Origin of the sequence: Paenibacillus mucilaginosus 3016, from assembly GCF_000250655.1 — a bacterium.
Taxonomy (GTDB): Bacteria; Bacillota; Bacilli; order Paenibacillales; family NBRC-103111; genus Paenibacillus_G; species Paenibacillus_G mucilaginosus.
In genome coordinates this window covers 8,288,802-8,306,737 of the sequence record NC_016935.1, presented here as the reverse complement: position 1 = coordinate 8,306,737, position 17,936 = coordinate 8,288,802, and the positions used below count along the sequence as shown (strand labels likewise).

Sequence of the window (17,936 nt, the reverse complement as noted above, 5' to 3'; positions counted from 1 at the left end):
GCGTAGGCCGGGGGGATTGTGGTGAGTGTCGACCTCAAAGAGTTGAGAATGTCCGAATACGACCTCAAGGCAGACGAAGATATTGTCGAAGCGGTCCGAGAAGGGGACAGTGACGCACTGGAATACCTAATTAATAAGTATAAGAATTTCGTTCGCGCTAAGGCGCGTTCTTATTTTCTTATCGGTGCTGATCGCGAAGACATCGTGCAAGAAGGCATGATTGGCCTGTATAAGGCGATTCGTGACTTTCGCGGCGATAAACTCGCTTCCTTCAAGGCGTTTGCCGAACTATGCATCACCCGCCAGATCATTACGGCCATTAAGACAGCTACCCGACAGAAGCATATTCCGCTGAATTCCTATGTATCGCTGGACAAGCCTATTTATGATGAAGACTCCGACCGGACGCTGCTGGATGTCATTTGCGGCTCACGTGTATCCGACCCGGAGGAATTGATTATCAATCAGGAAGAGTTTAGCGGGTTGGAAGACAAAATGGGAGAAATCCTGAGTGACCTGGAGCGCAGGGTGCTCATGCTTTATTTGGACGGGCGGTCTTATCAGGAGATTGCTGTGGATCTAGACCGGCATGTAAAGTCGATAGACAATGCGCTGCAGCGGGTCAAACGGAAGTTGGAACGTTATTTGGAAGTGCGTGACGCTTAGAGCCGGCACCTTGCAAACCTTGCAGGGTGCTTTTTATATTTATATGTAAATTATGGATGTAAGTTATGGAACAACTCTATTATAGAATGTTTGTTCGCTGCTGGCAAGTAACTCCCTAGCTTGATTCTTGGAAAACTTTGTTTAAAAAAGGTGCGCTAAGTTAATAATGAAGTCAAGGGACGGATGCTTACTTTATGCTTTTTTCTTGACATGGAATAGGGCGTATGCTAAAGTATTCAGGTAGCCTTAGGGACGAAAGGCGTTTTTTTGCTGGTTTGATAAGAAAATGCATTAGCAGTTCTTCTTGAACCGATCTTTTGCGAAAGCGAGAGATGCATTAAGACGTTTACTCTAGTATCGTAAGGTAAATTTTGAGGCTGGTCCGTAGGAGGTGACATCATGCGGGTGATCATCACGCTAGCGTGCACGAACTGCAAGCAAAGAAACTATACGTCTTCCAAAAATAAGCGCAACCATCCCGACCGCATGGAGTTGAAGAAATATTGCAAGTTTTGCAATGAACAAACGGCTCATCGCGAGACTCGCTAGTTTTTTGGAGGTGTAGTTGTGTCCTTTTTGGCTAGAATGAAGCAGGGATTCGGCAACACATTTTCTTTCTTCGGCGATGCCTGGGCAGAGCTGAAAAAGGTGAAGTGGCCTACCCGTAAAGAGCTCACTACCTATACGCTAGTTGTGTTATTTACGGTCATCTTCGTGACGGTGTACTTCTACGTGTTAGACTTGGGCATTTCTGAGCTGCTTCGCCTCGTGTTCGAATGATGATGACTACAGGTGGCGCTATGGAAATGGAAAAAAGATGGTACGTCGTACATACCTACTCCGGGTATGAAAACAAGGTGAAGGCAAACTTGGAGAAACGCGTTGAATCCATGGACATGAAGGACAAGATCTTCCGTGTTCTCGTACCCATGGAAGAAGAACTTGTGAACAAAGACGGTAAGAAAAAGACGGTTATGCGCAAAGTGTACCCGGGTTATGTTCTTGTGGAGATGATCCAGACGGACGATTCCTGGTATGTTGTGCGCAATACGCCTGGCGTTACCGGATTTGTGGGTTCGACCGGTTCCGGATCGAAGCCGACGGCGCTGCTTCCTGAGGAAGTGGACTCCATTCTCAAGCACATGGGGATCGAGGAGCCAAAACCGAAGATCGATTTCGAGCTCAAAGAAACCGTGCGCGTAAAGGTCGGGCCTTTCGCCAACTTTGTCGGATCGGTAGAAGAAATTCTGCTCGACAAAGCTAAGCTGAAGGTTCATGTAAACATGTTCGGCAGAGAGACTCCTTTGGAGCTTGACTATAACCAGGTTGAGAAGATCTAGGTTACTGGAAAGTCTGCCATACTACGGATGAGGGGGTGTCACACATGGCAAAAAAGGTTATCAAAATGGTGAAGCTGCAGGTTCCTGCAGGGAAAGCGAATCCGGCGCCGCCAATCGGTCCGGCACTTGGTCAAGCAGGCGTGAACATCATGGCGTTCTGCAAAGAGTTCAATGCTCGTACAGCTGACCAAGCAGGTCTGATCATTCCGGTTGTTATTACGGTATTCGAAGACCGTTCCTTCACGTTCGAAACGAAAACTCCGCCGGCTGCAGTACTGCTTCGCGTTGCTGCTGGAATCGAAAAAGGTTCCGGTGAGCCAAACAAGAAGAAAGTCGCAACGGTTAAGCGTTCGAAAGTTCGTGAAATCGCCGAGCAAAAAATGCCTGACCTTAACGCTGCATCTGTTGAAGCTGCAATGCGTATGGTTGAAGGTACAGCTCGCAGCATGGGCGTTATCATCGAAGACTAATCGTCATCTGATGATAGCGTGCCGGCTTTAGGCATTCCTGTAACCGGGACTGCCATTCAGTGGGAGGATATTCCGCTAATACCACTTAGGAGGACAAGATTGTGCCAAAACACGGTAAGAAGTACTTGGAAGTTGCCAAGCAAATCGATGCCGAAGCATTCTACGAGCCGCTTGAAGCGATTCAGCTCGTGAAGCAAACGGCGCGTGCTAAGTTCGACGAGACTGTCGAAGTAGCCGTACGTCTCGGCGTTGACCCGAGAAAACAAGACCAAGCTGTTCGTGGCGTAGTTGTACTGCCGCACGGTACGGGTAAAACAAAGCGTGTTCTCGTATTCGCAAAAGGCGATAAAGCAAAAGAAGCGGAAGCTGCTGGCGCTGATTTCGTAGGCGATCAGGACATGATCAACAAAATTCAGCAGGGCTGGTTCGACTTCGATGTCTGCGTAGCTACGCCGGACATGATGAGCGAAGTGGGTAAGCTCGGCCGTATTCTCGGTGGTAAAGGTTTGATGCCTAACCCTAAAGCGGGTACAGTTACGTTCGACGTGACGAAAGCCGTTCAAGAGATCAAGGCAGGTAAAATCGAGTACCGTCTGGATAAAGCCGGTCAAATTCACGCGCCAATCGGCAAAGTTTCCTTCGATGCCGAGAAGCTTGCTGAAAACTTCAAAGCACTGATCGATGCACTGAACAGAGCGAAGCCTGCTGCAGCTAAAGGTGTATACCTGAAGAACGTAGCGGTATCCTCGACCATGGGTCCTAGCGCTCGTGTGAATGCAACGATTCTGAGATAGGAAAGTAAGGGTTGACTTTTCTAGTCATCCATGCTAACCTATGTTAGGTTGCTTAGAAGAACTAACAAACGAATATGCTTACCGTAGACAGTAGGTGCCCCCGGGCTTAATTCCCTACCGAGGTGTTATGATATAAGTTCGGATATTCTTTGCTCGTGAGCTTAAGAATACTTGAATCATCATGCCTTCGCCTTGTCTGCGAAGGCATTTTCGCATTTAAACGAGAATGCCTAGCAGGCGGCGGAGGCCCTAAGCCCTCGGGATGCGTTTGCGCGTTAAGTTTTTGAAGGATGTCAGTTTTCTCACGAAAACTTGTAGGAGGTGCAAAAATGGCAAATGCAAAAGTAATCGAGCTGAAATCGCAACAGGTATCGGAAGTATCCGAGAAGCTGAAAGTGAGCTCCTGCTCCATCGTCGCTGACTATCGTGGTCTGAACGTTGCTCAAGTTACCGAGCTCCGCAGACAACTGCGTGAAGCTGGCGTTGAGTTCCAAGTTCTGAAGAACACGCTGGTACGCCGTGCTACGGCATCCGCTGAACTGTCCGAACTGGATGAGTTCCTGACGGGCCCAACGGCGATCGCATTCAGCAAAGACGATATCATTACTCCAGCGAAAATCCTTACGGATTTCGCGAAGAAGAATGACAAGCTGAGCGTAAAAGCGGGTGTAGTTGAAGGCAAAGTTGTTGACTTCAACCAAATCAAGGCGCTGGCTGAACTCCCATCGAGAGAGGGTCTTCTGTCCATGCTCCTCAGCGTGCTCCAAGCTCCTATGCGCAACTTCGCCCTTGCGGTTAAAGCTGTGGCTGAGAAGCAAGAAGGCGGCGCTCAAGAAGCTTAATCCTTTTGAAATGAATGTTTTACCCAATACTTTATGGATGATAATGGAGGTTTAACCATGAGCAAAGAGCAAATCTTGGAAGCCATCAAAGGCATGACCGTACTCGAACTGAACGATCTGGTTAAAGCAATCGAAGAAGAGTTCGGCGTAACAGCAGCAGCTCCAGTAGCAATGGTAGCTGGCGGCGGCGCAGCAGAAGTAGCAGAGCAAACTGAATTCGACGTAATCCTGACAAGCGCTGGCGCTTCCAAGATCAACGTTATCAAAGTTGTTCGCGAAATCACTGGCCTGGGTCTGAAAGAAGCAAAAGACCTGGTAGACAACGCTCCGAAGCCACTGAAAGAAAAAGTAGCTAAAGAAGAAGCTGAAGCGGTAAAAGCGAAGCTTGAAGAAGCAGGCGCATCCGTAGAAGTGAAGTAATTTTGTTTTACCGATGACCCCTTGATGAGGCTTCCTCTCAAGGGGTTTTCGTTTTGAATGAATAGGGAATAAAAGTAGAAAGGGGGGATCGATGTGTCAGAACATTACTATACCGAGAAGCCGACCACAGGTCATGATCTCGGTCAGGTGGAAGAGGAGCTGCGTGGACGCACCTATGCATTTGCTACCGATGCCGGTGTTTTCTCCAAAAAGGGTGTGGATTACGGTTCTAAGCTGATGATAGAAACGATGGAGTTTCCAGCCGATGCAAGGGTGCTGGATGTCGGCTGCGGTTATGGACCGATCGGATTGGCTGCAGCCGCTATGGCCGGCCAAGGGCAGGTAACCATGGTGGATATCAATGAACGGGCGATTGAGCTGGCCAAGCGGAATGCCCAGCGCAACAGTATACGTAACGTACGCATTCTGCAGAGTGATCTGCTGGCTGAAGTGGCCGGGGAATCGTTTGACGTCGTATTGACTAATCCGCCGATTCGGGCAGGGAAAGAAACGGTTCACCGGATTTTCGAACAGGCTCATTCGGTGTTAACCGATGGCGGGGCGCTATGGGTCGTTATCCAGAAAAAGCAGGGAGCCCCATCAGCTGTGGCCAAGCTCGAATCCATCTTCGCATCCGTGGAAGAAGTGGAGCGCGATCGGGGATATTGGATTTTGAAAGCTACGAAATAGCACGGCTGCTTTGATGCATAAGGGAAGTTTTCATTTCCATTCGTGCGAATAGGTATATCTTTTGGGAATATTGTTGACTTGATTTTTCGAATGTGATATCATAGTTAAATGTCAGCATTAGGATTGGGATATATGTCTTTAGTTTACTAAAATGTCAAGAATTATTTTTTCTTGCCGAGGTGAATAAAATTTGGGCTTTCGACGTATAATGTCTAAATTTTAAGTAAACCCTGAAAGGTATGAAGAAAATAGTGGTAAGATTGAAGGATAGTCTCCCATCGTATGTACGTAACTAGAAGCTTCCTAAAGAAGTGACTCTTCGCGCAGTATTTACTCGAGAAGGCTTCCCTAAGAGGCTTTTATTTTGTTCCATTGAGTAGACATAAGGGGTGAATCTAAGTTGGCGGGTCATCTGATTCAATTAGGTCGACGTAAACGCAGGTCGTACGCTCGGATTAATGAGGTTCTGGAAGTGCCGAACCTGATTGAAATCCAACAAAAATCATACCAGTGGTTTTTGGATGAGGGATTGCGTGAAATGTTTCAGGATATTTCCCCGATACAGGATTTTACGGGGAATTTGGTGTTGGAATTTATCGATTACAGCTTAGGAGAGCCTAAGTACTCGGTCGATGAGTCCAAGGAACGCGACGTCACCTTCGCTGCACCGCTTCGTGTGAAAGTGCGTTTGATCAATAAGGAGACCGGTGAGGTAAAAGAGCAGGAAGTCTTCATGGGCGATTTCCCGCTGATGACGGAGACGGGTACCTTTATTATCAACGGAGCTGAACGGGTTATCGTCAGCCAGCTGGTTCGTTCCCCTAGCGTTTATTTTAGCACGAAAATAGATAAGAACGGTAAGAAAACTTACACCGCTACGGTTATTCCGAATCGTGGTGCCTGGCTGGAACTTGAGACTGATGCGAAAGACATCATCTATGTCCGGATCGACCGCACGCGGAAGATTCCGGTTACGGTGCTGCTTCGTGCGCTCGGCTTCGGTACGGATGCGGAGATCATTGATCTGCTAGGCGATGACGAGTATATCCGCAACACGCTCGATAAGGATAATACCGATTCGACGGACAAGGCCTTGATCGAGATCTACGAGCGCCTGCGTCCGGGCGAGCCGCCGACTCTGGATAATGCTAGAAGCCTGCTTGTTGCCCGCTTCTTCGATCCGAAGCGCTATGATCTGGCGAATGTCGGTCGTTACAAGATTAACAAGAAACTTCACATAAAGAACCGTCTGTTCAATCAGCGTCTCGCCGAAACCCTAGCGGATCCGGAGACCGGTGAGATCATTGCGGAGGCCGGTCAGCTCATCGACCGCCGCCTGCTCGATACGATCCTTCCTCATCTGGAGAACAATGTGGGCTTCAAAGAGTGGAGCGTAGCGAGCGGCATTGCCGACATGGACAAAATTCCAATGCAGTGCGTTCATGTCTACTCCCCGATCGAAGACGGCAAGGTCGTTAAGGTCATCTCCAACGGCAAGATCGACAAGACGGTCAAGAACATCACGCCTGCGGATATTATCTCGTCGATCAACTACTTCATCGATCTGCTTCACGGCATCGGCAGCACGGATGATATCGACCACTTGGGTAACCGTCGTCTGCGTTCTGTAGGTGAACTTCTTCAGAACCAGTTCCGTATCGGTCTTTCCCGGATGGAGCGTGTAGTTCGGGAACGGATGTCCATTCAGGACGTCAACACGATCACACCGCAGCAGCTCATCAACATTCGTCCGGTGATTGCTTCGATCAAGGAGTTCTTCGGCAGCTCCCAGTTGTCGCAGTTTATGGACCAGACGAACCCGCTGGCTGAGCTTACGCACAAGCGTCGTCTTTCGGCACTCGGACCGGGCGGTCTGACGCGTGAGCGCGCGGGCTTTGAAGTCCGTGACGTCCACCACTCCCACTACGGCCGGATGTGTCCGATCGAGACTCCTGAGGGACCGAACATCGGTCTGATCAACTCCTTGTCGACCTTTGCCCGTGTGAACGAGTTCGGTTTCATCGAAGCTCCGTACCGCCGGGTGGATCCGAATACGGGGGTTGTGACTGCCGAGATCTCGTACCTGACGGCAGACGAGGAAGATAACTACGTGGTTGCACAGGCGAACGCCGAGCTTACGGAAGACGGCCGTTTTGCCAAGGATCAGGTTATCGTCCGTTACAAGGATGATATTCTGACGCTCCACAAAGACCGTGTAGACTACATGGACGTATCTCCTAAGCAGGTAGTATCCGTCGCTACGGCGCTCATTCCGTTCCTCGAGAACGATGACTCCAACCGTGCGCTTATGGGTTCGAACATGCAGCGTCAGGCCGTACCGCTTCTCATTCCGAAATCTCCGCTTGTCGGTACAGGGATGGAGCATAAGTCGGCTAAGGACTCCGGTGTATGTATCGTATCCAAGGTCAATGGTGTGGTTGAACGTGTATCGGCCAATGAGATCTGGGTTCGCCGTCAGGAGATGGTTGACGGTAAGCTGGTGAACGGAGACCTCGTTAAACATAAGCTTCACAAGTTCCTTCGTTCCAACCAGGGAACGTGCATCAATCAGCGACCGATCTGCCACAAAGGGGAACAGGTTCGCGTAGGCGATATTCTCGCTGACGGTCCTTCCACCGAGATGGGCGAGCTGGCGCTGGGTCGCAACGTAGTCGTTGCCTTCATGACTTGGGAAGGGTACAACTACGAGGATGCCATCCTGCTGAGTGAGAAACTCGTGAAAGAGGACGTCTATACTTCGATTCACATCGAGGAATACGAGTCCGAAGCGCGGGATACGAAGCTTGGACCGGAAGAGATTACCCGCGACATTCCGAACGTCGGTGAAGACGCGCTGAAGAATCTCGATGAGCGCGGCATCATCCGTGTGGGTGCCGAGATTGCCGCAGGCGACATTCTCGTCGGTAAAGTAACGCCAAAAGGTGTAACGGAGCTGACGGCGGAAGAACGGCTGCTTCATGCGATCTTCGGTGAGAAGGCACGCGAGGTTCGTGATACTTCCCTCCGTGTACCTCACGGTACGGACGGGATCGTAGTGGACGTAAAAGTATTTACCCGCGAAAACGGCGATGAACTCCCTCCGGGCGTAAATCAGCTGGTGCGCGTCTACATCGCTCAGAAGCGTAAGATCTCCGAGGGCGATAAGATGGCAGGTCGTCACGGTAACAAAGGGGTTATCGCCCGTATTCTTCCTGAAGAGGACATGCCGTTCCTGCCGGATGGTACGCCGGTCCAAGTCGTGCTGAACCCGCTCGGCGTTCCGTCGCGGATGAACATCGGCCAGGTGCTCGAGGTTCACTTGGGGATGGCGGCCAAGTATCTGGGTATTCATACGGCCACACCGGTATTCGACGGTGCGCGTGAGTATGACGTATTCGATACGATGGAAGAAGCAGGCATGCAGCGTAATGGTAAGACTCTTCTTTATGACGGACGTACCGGTGATCCGTTTGAGCGTGAAGTGACGGTTGGCGTCATGTACATGATCAAGCTGGCGCACATGGTCGACGATAAGATCCATGCCCGTTCCACAGGTCCTTACTCGCTCGTTACTCAGCAGCCGCTGGGTGGTAAAGCGCAGTTCGGCGGCCAGCGTTTCGGCGAGATGGAAGTATGGGCGCTTGAGGCCTATGGCGCCGCTTATACGCTGCAGGAGATCCTGACGGTAAAATCCGACGACGTGGTTGGCCGTGTCAAAACGTACGAGTCGATCGTCAAGGGTGAGAATGTACCGGAGCCGGGCGTGCCGGAGTCCTTCAAAGTATTGATCAAAGAGCTTCAAAGCTTGGGTATGGATGTTAAGATCTTGTCCGAGAACGAAGAAGAAATCGAAATGAAGGAAATGGACGACGACGATGAGGTCACAAGCGACAAATTGAACCTCAATCTGGAAGGCGCCGAGATGGGTGTGGAGTAACACCCATCTGTCACAATGACGTAATGCAATGGTGTAAGCCGCACATAGACAGCACATTGTTACAACGGATGCTTCCGATGTAGTTTTGTTGCACAAAACTTGGAGGAGGGTTGCTCCTTGATCGACGTCAACAATTTTGAGTACATGAAAATCGGTTTGGCATCTCCGGATAAGATCCGTTCGTGGTCCAGAGGTGAAGTCAAGAAGCCGGAGACGATTAACTATAGAACGCTGAAGCCTGAGAAAGAAGGCCTGTTCTGCGAGAAAATCTTCGGGCCTACGAAGGACTGGGAATGTCACTGCGGTAAATACAAGCGTGTCCGTTACAAAGGTGTCGTTTGCGACCGCTGCGGCGTAGAAGTTACCCGCCAGAAGGTACGCCGTGAGCGTATGGGCCATATCGAGCTCGCCGCACCGGTGTCCCATATCTGGTACTTCAAGGGCATCCCGAGCCGGATGGGTCTGGCTCTGGATATGTCCCCGCGCTCGCTCGAAGAGATTATTTATTTTGCATCCTACGTGGTTACCGATCCAGGTGATACGCCGCTCGAGAAGAAGCAGCTGCTCTCCGAGAAGGAGTACCGCAGCTACCGCGAGAAGTATGGGTATGCGTTCCAGGCAGGCATGGGAGCAGAGGCTGTCAAGAAGCTTCTTCAGGACATCGACATCGAGAAGGAAGTCGAGATGCTGAAGGAAGAGCTGAAGACGGCTCAAGGCCAGCGCCGCAACCGTGCGATCAAGCGTCTTGAGGTTATGGAAGCATTCCGTAACTCCAAGAACATGCCGGAGTGGATGGTGCTTGATGTCCTCCCGGTCATTCCGCCGGAACTGCGTCCGATGGTACAGCTCGACGGCGGCCGTTTTGCGACGTCCGACCTGAATGACCTGTACCGCCGCGTAATCAACCGGAACAACCGTCTGAAGCGTCTTCTGGACCTCGGAGCGCCGGATATTATCGTGCAGAACGAGAAGCGTATGCTTCAGGAAGCCGTTGATGCTCTGATTGACAACGGCCGCCGCGGCCGTCCGGTCACCGGACCGGGCAACCGACCGCTCAAATCTCTCAGCCACATGCTGAAGGGTAAGCAGGGACGTTTCCGTCAGAACCTTCTGGGTAAGCGTGTAGACTACTCGGGCCGTTCGGTTATCGTAGTAGGACCCAGCTTGAGAATGTATCAGTGCGGACTTCCGAAAGAGATGGCACTGGAACTCTTCAAGCCGTTCGTCATGAAGGAGCTTGTTAATAAGGGCCTCGCCCACAACATAAAGAGCGCGAAGCGCAAGGTAGAGAGAGTCTCTCCAGAAGTTTGGGATGTGCTTGAAGAAGTCATTAAGGAGCATCCAGTCCTTCTGAACCGTGCCCCTACGCTTCACCGTCTTGGGATTCAGGCATTCGAACCGATCCTGGTCGAAGGCCGTGCGATCAAACTGCATCCGCTCGTATGTACGGCTTACAACGCTGACTTCGACGGCGACCAGATGGCCGTTCACGTGCCGCTGTCTGCCGAAGCTCAAGCTGAAGCGCGCCTGCTGATGCTGGCTGCCGGCAACATCTTGAACCCGAAGGACGGCAAGCCTGTCGTTACACCTTCGCAGGATATGGTCCTCGGATCGTTCTACCTGACGACCGAGAACAAGAATGCCAAAGGTTCGGGTACGATCCTGCGCACCGTAGCGGAAGCCGTATCTCTTTATCACCGTGGAGATGCTGCGCTTCATGCTCGTGTAGCCATCCCTGCCAGAGCGCTTGGCAAGGAAAGCTTTACGCCTGAGCAGCAGGAAGCTATGCTCGTTACCACCATCGGTAAGATTATTTTCAACGAAATCTATCCGAAGGACTTCCCATACATTAACGAAGCAACCAAGGCGAACCTCCTGAACGGTCCGTCTGATAACTACTTCGTATTCGGTAAGGGCCAGGACATCCGTAAAGCAATGGATGAACTGCCCGAAACCAAAGCTGTGGGCAAGGATTACCTGGGGACGATCATTGCGGAGTGCTTCCGCAAATATCACACGACCCAAACATCGATTATCCTGGATGATATCAAGCAGCTGGGCTTTACGTATTCCACGCGTGCGGGGATTACGATTGCCGTTGCGGACGTTGTCGTACCGCAAGAGAAGACGAAGATCATGCAGGAGTCCGATGAGAAGGTCAGCGTGGTAACGAACCAATACCGCCGTGGTCTCATTACGGACGACGAGCGTTATGACCGTGTTATTGCCATCTGGAGCAAAGCGAAGGATGAACTGACGGATATCCTGATGAGATCCCTCGACAAGTACAATTCCATCAACATGATGGTGGAATCCAAAGCGCGGGGTAACAAATCGCAGATCACCCAGCTGGGCGGTATGCGTGGTCTCATGGCGAACCCGTCCGGTAAAATCATCGAGCTCCCGATCAAGTCGAACTTCCGTGAAGGCCTGACGGTACTCGAGTACTTCATCTCGACGCACGGTGCCCGTAAAGGTCTCGCCGATACGGCGCTTCGTACAGCGGACTCGGGTTACTTGACCCGTCGTCTCGTTGACGTGGCCCAGGACGTTATCGTACGTGATGAAGATTGCGGTACGGACAAAGGCTTCCTCGTATCCCGGATTCAGGACGGCAAAGAGGTTATTGAGGATCTCTATGACCGTATTGAAGGCCGTTATTCCTTCGAGACCGTACGTCATCCGGAAACCGGCGATATCATTGTGAACCGCAACGAACTGATCGATTCTACGGTTGCTGATCAGATTATCGCGGCAGGCATTACCAAGCTTCAGATCCGCTCCGTACTCAGCTGCCGCTCCAAGCACGGCGTATGCAAAAAGTGCTACGGTCGTAACCTGGCAACGGGCCAGTTCGTCGAAATCGGGGAAGCTGTAGGTATTATTGCAGCCCAATCCATCGGGGAACCGGGAACCCAGCTGACAATGCGTACGTTCCATACAGGGGGCGTAGCAGGGGATGATATCACGCAAGGTTTGCCGCGGATCCAGGAGCTGTTCGAAGCCCGTAATCCGAAGGGTCAAGCGATCATCACCGAGATCGACGGTGTGGTAAAAGAAATTCGCGAAGCAAAAGACCGCAGAGAAATCGAAGTTCAAGGCGAAGCGGAATCCAAGACTTACAACGTTCCTTACGGCTCGCGTATTCGTGTTACCCTCGGCCAGAACGTGGAAGCAGGGGATGAGCTGACGGAAGGTTCCATCGACCCGAAAGAAATGCTGCGCATCAAAGGCATCCGGGGCGTTCAGAACTACATTCTGCAGGAAGTTCAGCGCGTATACCGTAACCAGGGCGTAGAAATCAACGATAAGCACGTGGAAGTTATGATCCGTCAGATGCTGCGTAAGATCCGTATCGTAGATGCGGGGAATACAACGCTGCTTCCTGGCTCCTTCGTTGATATGCATGAATACGAGGAAGCCAACAAGGTGGCGCTCTTTGCAGGCGAGGAGCCTGCGGTCGCCAAGCCGGTTCTTCTCGGTATTACCAAAGCATCGCTGGAGACCGACTCCTTCCTGTCGGCCGCTTCCTTCCAGGAGACGACACGTGTCCTGACGGATGCCGCTATTAAGGGTAAGGTAGACCAGCTGCTGGGTCTCAAAGAGAACGTCATTATCGGGAAACTGATCCCGGCCGGTACAGGGATGTCGAGATACCGCAATATCCGGATCACGGATCCTAATGCTGAGCCGCTCGATGAAGAAGTAACCGAGGCGGAAGCAGTAACGGTAGAGTAAGGGAAGTCCGCTTGCCTTGGAGAAGGTTATCAAAAATCTTTGAAAAGGCAAGCGATCCTTTCTTGACACGGTCTGGGTGAAGTGATAATATATCCAAGTGTGCCAAAACACATGGTTCCTGACCTGTTCTGCTTTGGAGGATATGACTCATGTCTTATGATAAAGTGAAGCAGGCTGCGAAGCTGTCGATAGGCAACAAGCAAGCGACGAAGACGGTTGAACAAGGCAAGGCCTTGGAAGTCTTTGTAGCCAAAGATGCAGATCCGCGAATAACGATAAAAATGGTTAACCTTTGCAAGAAAATGGGGGTTAATGTAACATACGTGGACTCCATGAAGTTGTTAGGTAAAGCGTGTGGAATCGAAGTGGGCGCCGCGGTAGCGGCCGTAGTGAACGACTAATGTTTTTGTCTGAGAAGCGAATTTCAAAGGCAAAAACTTTTCATTTGTTCATTTACGATTCGCCTGGATCTGTGGACTTGAAATTCATGAATTATCCCATTGAAGGAGGTGGCCAAAATGCCAACAATCAACCAACTCGTTCGTAAAGGACGGGAAGCAAAAGTTGTAAAATCCAAATCCCCGGCTCTCCAAAAAGGCTTCAATGCTTTGAAAAGAGAATCGACGGATATCAGCTCGCCACAAAAACGCGGTGTGTGTACTCGTGTAGGTACGATGACGCCAAAGAAGCCGAACTCCGCTCTTCGTAAGTATGCGCGTGTTCGTCTGACTAACCGTGTTGAAGTTACAGCTTATATTCCGGGTATCGGACACAACCTGCAAGAGCACAGCGTAGTACTGATCCGCGGCGGTCGTGTAAAGGACCTTCCGGGTGTACGTTACCACATCGTTCGTGGTGCGCTGGATACAGCAGGCGTGAACAACCGTAAGCAAGCTCGTTCCAAGTACGGCGCGAAGCGTCCGAAAGTGAAGAAGTAATAATCTATCAAAATCAGAATGATTTTTTGAGAAAGGGGGATAACTATGCCTCGTAAAGGTCCAGTTACTCGCAGAGACGTATTGCCCGATCCGGTGTATAACAGCAAGTTGGTTACTCGCCTGGTCAACCGTATCATGTATGACGGGAAGAAGGGGGTAGCGCAAGCTATTCTTTATAACGCCTTCAACCTCATTCAAGAGCGTACCGGCAAAGATCCAATGGAAGTGTTCGAACAAGCAATTAAGAACATTATGCCGGTTCTTGAAGTCAAAGCTCGCCGTGTGGGGGGCGCGAACTACCAGGTGCCAATCGAAGTAAGACCAGAGCGTCGTACTACATTGGGTCTGCGTTGGCTCGTCAACTACTCCCGTCTTCGTGGTGAGAAGACGATGGAAGAGAGACTTGCTCAAGAGATTATCGATGCAAGCAACAATACTGGCGCTTCCGTTAAGAAGCGTGAGGATACGCACAAGATGGCGGAAGCCAACAAAGCGTTCGCTCACTATCGTTGGTAGAATACTAATTCAAATTCCTAATGTATAGGAAGGAGATTCCCTGATGGCAAGAGAGTTTTCTCTGAAAGATACGCGCAATATCGGGATCATGGCGCATATCGATGCCGGTAAGACGACCACGACCGAGCGTATTCTGTTCTACACGGGCCGCGTGCACAAGATCGGTGAAGTTCACGAAGGTGCTGCAACGATGGACTGGATGGAGCAGGAGCAGGAGCGCGGGATTACGATTACTTCCGCTGCTACAACCGCTCAATGGAAAGGTCACCGCATCAATATTATCGACACCCCGGGTCACGTTGACTTCACAGTTGAAGTAGAACGTTCCCTGCGCGTATTGGACGGAGCCGTAGGTGTGTTCAGCGCAAAAGAAGGCGTCGAGCCTCAATCCGAGACCGTTTGGAGACAAGCGGACCGTTATAGTGTTCCACGGATTGCATACGTCAATAAGATGGACATTATCGGTGCGGACTTCCTTCAAGTTATCGAATCGATGCGTCAGAAGCTTGGTGCCAATGCAGTTGCTATCCAACTGCCAATCGGCGCTGAGAATGACTTCGCAGGCGTAATCGACCTGGTAGAGCGCAAAGCTTATGTCTACCAGGATGACTTGGGTAAGGACCCTATCGAATCCGAAGTACCAGCTGAGTACAAGGATAAGGTGGAGGAGCTTCGTCTTGAACTCGTTGAGAAGGTTGCAGAACTGGACGAAGAGCTCATGATGAAGTACCTGGAAGGCGAAGAGTTGACTATTGAAGAGATTAAGGGTGCACTGCGTCAAGGCGTAGTAAACGTTAAGATCTTCCCAGTTATCTGCGGATCTTCCTACCGTAACAAAGGTGTTCAAATGATGCTTGACGCGGTTATCGACTACCTTCCAGCTCCAATCGACGTACCGGACATCAAAGGTACACTCGAAGACGGCACAGAAGTTATTCGTAAATCGTCTGACGATGAGCCGTTCTCGGCACTCGCCTTCAAAATCATGACAGATCCGTTTGTCGGTAAGCTGACATTCTTCCGCGTATATTCCGGTGTTCTGAACTCCGGTTCCTATGTGCTGAATGCAACTAAGGGCAAGCGTGAAAGAATCGGCCGGATCCTTCAAATGCATGCGAACAGCCGTCAAGAAATCAGTATCGTTTACTCTGGTGATATTGCAGCTGCCGTTGGTTTGAAAGATACCGTAACTGGTGATACACTGTGTGATGAGAAGAACCCTGTAGTTCTCGAGTCGATGAACTTCCCTGAGCCGGTTATCCAACTGGCTGTTGAGCCTAAGACCAAAGCGGACCAAGATAAAATGGGTGTTGCTCTGTCCAAGCTCTCCGAAGAAGATCCGACGTTCCGTGCACACACGGACGAAGAAACTGGCCAAACGATCATCTCCGGTATGGGTGAGCTTCACCTTGAGATCATTGTTGACCGTATGCTTCGCGAGTTCAAAGTTGAGACTAACGTAGGTAAGCCGCAAGTTGCATACCGCGAGACGTTCAAACAAGCTGCAAAGGTCGAAGGCAAGTTCGTTCGCCAATCCGGCGGTCGCGGTCAGTACGGCCATTGTTGGGTGGAATTCCAACCGCTTGAGCCGGGAACTGGCTTCCAGTTCGAGAGCAAGGTTGTGGGCGGATCGATTCCTAGAGAATTTATCGCTCCAATTCAAGCGGGTATTGAAGAATCCATGAAGAACGGCGTATACGCAGGTTTCCCACTTGTGGATATCAAAGCTACTGTTGTCGATGGTTCCTACCACGATGTGGACTCCAGTGAAATGGCGTTCGAAAATCGCAGGCTCCATGGCTCTCAAAGCAGCGGCTGAGAAGTGCCGTCCAGTTCTTCTTGAGCCGATCATGAAGGTAGAAGTAACTGTACCTGAAGAGTACATGGGCGATGTTATGGGCGACCTTAACTCCCGTCGTGGACGTATCGAAGGTATGGACGCACGTTTCGGTGCCCAAATCATCCGTGCGAAGGTACCTCTTTCCGAAATGTTTGGTTACTCGACAACTCTGCGTTCCCGTACACAGGGCCGCGGCGTTTACTCGATGGAAATCTCCCACTATGAAGAAGTACCTAAGTCCATTGCTGACGAAATCGTCGCAAAGAACAAAGGTGCCTAAATATAAATTAGTTACTTAAGGAGGCTGTCTTTCCATGGCAAAAGCGAAATTTGAACGTAATAAGCCGCACGTTAACATTGGTACTATCGGTCACGTCGACCACGGTAAAACTACCCTGACGGCTGCAATCACAACTGTTCTGTCCAAGAAATACGGCGGTGCAGCTGTAGCATTCGACCAAATCGACAAAGCACCAGAAGAGCGCGAGCGTGGTATCACAATCTCCACTGCACACGTTGAATACGAAACACCTAACCGTCACTACGCACACGTTGACTGCCCAGGCCACGCCGACTATGTTAAAAACATGATCACCGGCGCAGCACAAATGGACGGCGCGATCCTCGTAGTATCCGCAGCTGACGGCCCTATGCCACAAACTCGTGAGCACATCCTGCTCTCCCGTCAAGTAGGCGTACCATACATCGTTGTATTCCTCAACAAGTGTGATATGGTTGAAGACGAAGAGCTCCTCGAGCTCGTTGAAATGGAAGTTCGCGACCTGCTGAACGAGTATGAGTTCCCAGGCGACGACACTCCAATCATCCGTGGTGCAGCTCGTGAAGCGCTGCAAAACCCAGATGGTCCTTGGGCTGAGAAGATCGTTGAACTGTTCGAACAGATCGACACTTACATCCCAACTCCAGAGCGCGACACGGACAAGCCTTTCCTTATGCCTGTCGAGGACGTATTCACGATCACTGGTCGTGGTACCGTTGCTACAGGTCGTGTAGAGCGTGGCGTTATCAAAGTCGGCGACGAGATCGAAATCATCGGTCTGGCTGAAGAAACTCGCAAGTCCGTTGTTACAGGCGTTGAGATGTTCCGTAAGCTTCTGGACTCCGCTCAAGCCGGCGACAACATCGGCGCACTGCTTCGTGGTGTAGACCGTAAGGACATCGAGCGTGGTCAAGTTCTGGCGAAGCCGGGTTCGGTTAAGCCTCACACGAACTTTTCCGCACAAATCTACGTCCTGACTAAAGAAGAAGGTGGCCGTCACAAGCCTTTCTTCACTGGCTACCGTCCACAGTTCTACTTCCGCACAACGGACGTAACAGGCATCATCAACCTGCCTGAAGGTTCCGAGATGGTTATGCCAGGCGACAACATCACTGTAACGGTTGAGCTGATCTCCCCGATCGCTATCGAGGAAGGCACTCGCTTCGCTATCCGCGAAGGCGGCCGTACAGTTGGTGCAGGCGCGGTTGCTTCCATCAGCAAGTAATTTAGCTTGCATAAAAGCCCTTTATCCTTAGGATGAAGGGCTTTTATTTTATTTTGGGCAAGCGTGCATTTTTTACTTGCTTTTCTCTTCTAGATTTAATATAATAGTGAACGTTGGTCTGAGACGTTGCGATGAAGTGAGAGGTTGCTGACACACCCGGCCCCTTTGCCATAGGGACGGAGTCAGGAGATTTTCACGGAGTATGTCCGATACTAAATTGGGCGATAAAAGGAGGGAATA

Annotated in this window: 15 protein-coding genes, 1 pseudogene and 1 other annotated feature; all 16 genes and pseudogenes read left to right on the top strand. The window is 50.7% G+C overall.

What is annotated here, in order from left to right; all coding sequences use genetic code 11:
- Window positions 1–21 precede the first annotated feature (21 nt).
- On the top strand, window positions 22–666 hold the full coding sequence (sigH, locus tag PM3016_RS34715; RefSeq protein ID WP_014372566.1) for an RNA polymerase sporulation sigma factor SigH: 645 nt from the start codon (window positions 22–24) through the stop codon (window positions 664–666).
- A 399-nt stretch (window positions 667–1,065) separates the two neighbouring features.
- The gene (rpmG, locus tag PM3016_RS37775) at window positions 1,066–1,215 is read left to right on the top strand and encodes a 50S ribosomal protein L33 (protein ID WP_014372565.1); all 150 of its coding nucleotides are present in this window, start codon (window positions 1,066–1,068) and stop codon (window positions 1,213–1,215) included.
- Window positions 1,216–1,233: 18 nt separating this feature from the next.
- Window positions 1,234–1,446 (top strand): preprotein translocase subunit SecE, encoded by a 213-nt coding sequence (gene secE, locus PM3016_RS34710; RefSeq protein WP_013921179.1) that lies wholly within the window; start codon window positions 1,234–1,236, stop codon window positions 1,444–1,446.
- A 26-nt stretch (window positions 1,447–1,472) separates the two neighbouring features.
- Window positions 1,473–2,006: a transcription termination/antitermination protein NusG gene (gene nusG / locus PM3016_RS34705; RefSeq protein ID WP_014372564.1), complete on the top strand. Its 534-nt coding sequence runs from the start codon at window positions 1,473–1,475 to the stop codon at window positions 2,004–2,006.
- A 44-nt stretch (window positions 2,007–2,050) separates the two neighbouring features.
- Window positions 2,051–2,476: a 50S ribosomal protein L11 gene (rplK, locus tag PM3016_RS34700; RefSeq protein ID WP_013921177.1), complete on the top strand. Its 426-nt coding sequence runs from the start codon at window positions 2,051–2,053 to the stop codon at window positions 2,474–2,476.
- A gap of 101 nt (window positions 2,477–2,577) precedes the next feature.
- Window positions 2,578–3,270, top strand: a complete 693-nt coding sequence (gene rplA, locus PM3016_RS34695) for a 50S ribosomal protein L1 (RefSeq protein ID WP_013921176.1) — start codon at window positions 2,578–2,580, stop codon at window positions 3,268–3,270.
- A 63-nt stretch (window positions 3,271–3,333) separates the two neighbouring features.
- Window positions 3,334–3,492: a sequence feature (ribosomal protein L10 leader region), on the top strand.
- A gap of 107 nt (window positions 3,493–3,599) precedes the next feature.
- Window positions 3,600–4,112, top strand: coding sequence for a 50S ribosomal protein L10 (rplJ, locus tag PM3016_RS34690; protein WP_013921175.1), 513 nt, complete (start codon window positions 3,600–3,602; stop codon window positions 4,110–4,112).
- Between the two features lie 57 nt (window positions 4,113–4,169).
- Window positions 4,170–4,532, top strand: a complete 363-nt coding sequence (rplL, locus tag PM3016_RS34685) for a 50S ribosomal protein L7/L12 (protein WP_013921174.1) — start codon at window positions 4,170–4,172, stop codon at window positions 4,530–4,532.
- A 93-nt stretch (window positions 4,533–4,625) separates the two neighbouring features.
- Window positions 4,626–5,222 (top strand): class I SAM-dependent methyltransferase, encoded by a 597-nt coding sequence (locus tag PM3016_RS34680; RefSeq protein ID WP_013921173.1) that lies wholly within the window; start codon window positions 4,626–4,628, stop codon window positions 5,220–5,222.
- A gap of 382 nt (window positions 5,223–5,604) precedes the next feature.
- The gene (rpoB, locus tag PM3016_RS34675) at window positions 5,605–9,159 is read left to right on the top strand and encodes a DNA-directed RNA polymerase subunit beta (RefSeq protein WP_041618553.1); all 3,555 of its coding nucleotides are present in this window, start codon (window positions 5,605–5,607) and stop codon (window positions 9,157–9,159) included.
- 117 nt (window positions 9,160–9,276) lie between these two features.
- Window positions 9,277–12,897, top strand: a complete 3,621-nt coding sequence (gene rpoC / locus PM3016_RS34670) for a DNA-directed RNA polymerase subunit beta' (protein ID WP_013921170.1) — start codon at window positions 9,277–9,279, stop codon at window positions 12,895–12,897.
- A 149-nt stretch (window positions 12,898–13,046) separates the two neighbouring features.
- Entirely contained in the window at window positions 13,047–13,298 is a 252-nt protein-coding gene (locus tag PM3016_RS34665) for a ribosomal L7Ae/L30e/S12e/Gadd45 family protein (RefSeq protein WP_013921169.1), read from the top strand.
- Between the two features lie 117 nt (window positions 13,299–13,415).
- Window positions 13,416–13,835, top strand: a complete 420-nt coding sequence (gene rpsL / locus PM3016_RS34660; protein WP_013921168.1) for a 30S ribosomal protein S12 — start codon at window positions 13,416–13,418, stop codon at window positions 13,833–13,835.
- Window positions 13,836–13,880: 45 nt separating this feature from the next.
- The gene (gene rpsG, locus PM3016_RS34655) at window positions 13,881–14,351 is read left to right on the top strand and encodes a 30S ribosomal protein S7 (RefSeq protein ID WP_014372563.1); all 471 of its coding nucleotides are present in this window, start codon (window positions 13,881–13,883) and stop codon (window positions 14,349–14,351) included.
- A 43-nt stretch (window positions 14,352–14,394) separates the two neighbouring features.
- A pseudogene (gene fusA / locus PM3016_RS34650) lies at window positions 14,395–16,471 on the top strand (elongation factor G).
- A 34-nt stretch (window positions 16,472–16,505) separates the two neighbouring features.
- Window positions 16,506–17,696: an elongation factor Tu gene (gene tuf / locus PM3016_RS34645; RefSeq protein WP_013921164.1), complete on the top strand. Its 1,191-nt coding sequence runs from the start codon at window positions 16,506–16,508 to the stop codon at window positions 17,694–17,696.
- Window positions 17,697–17,936: the final 240 nt, after the last annotated feature.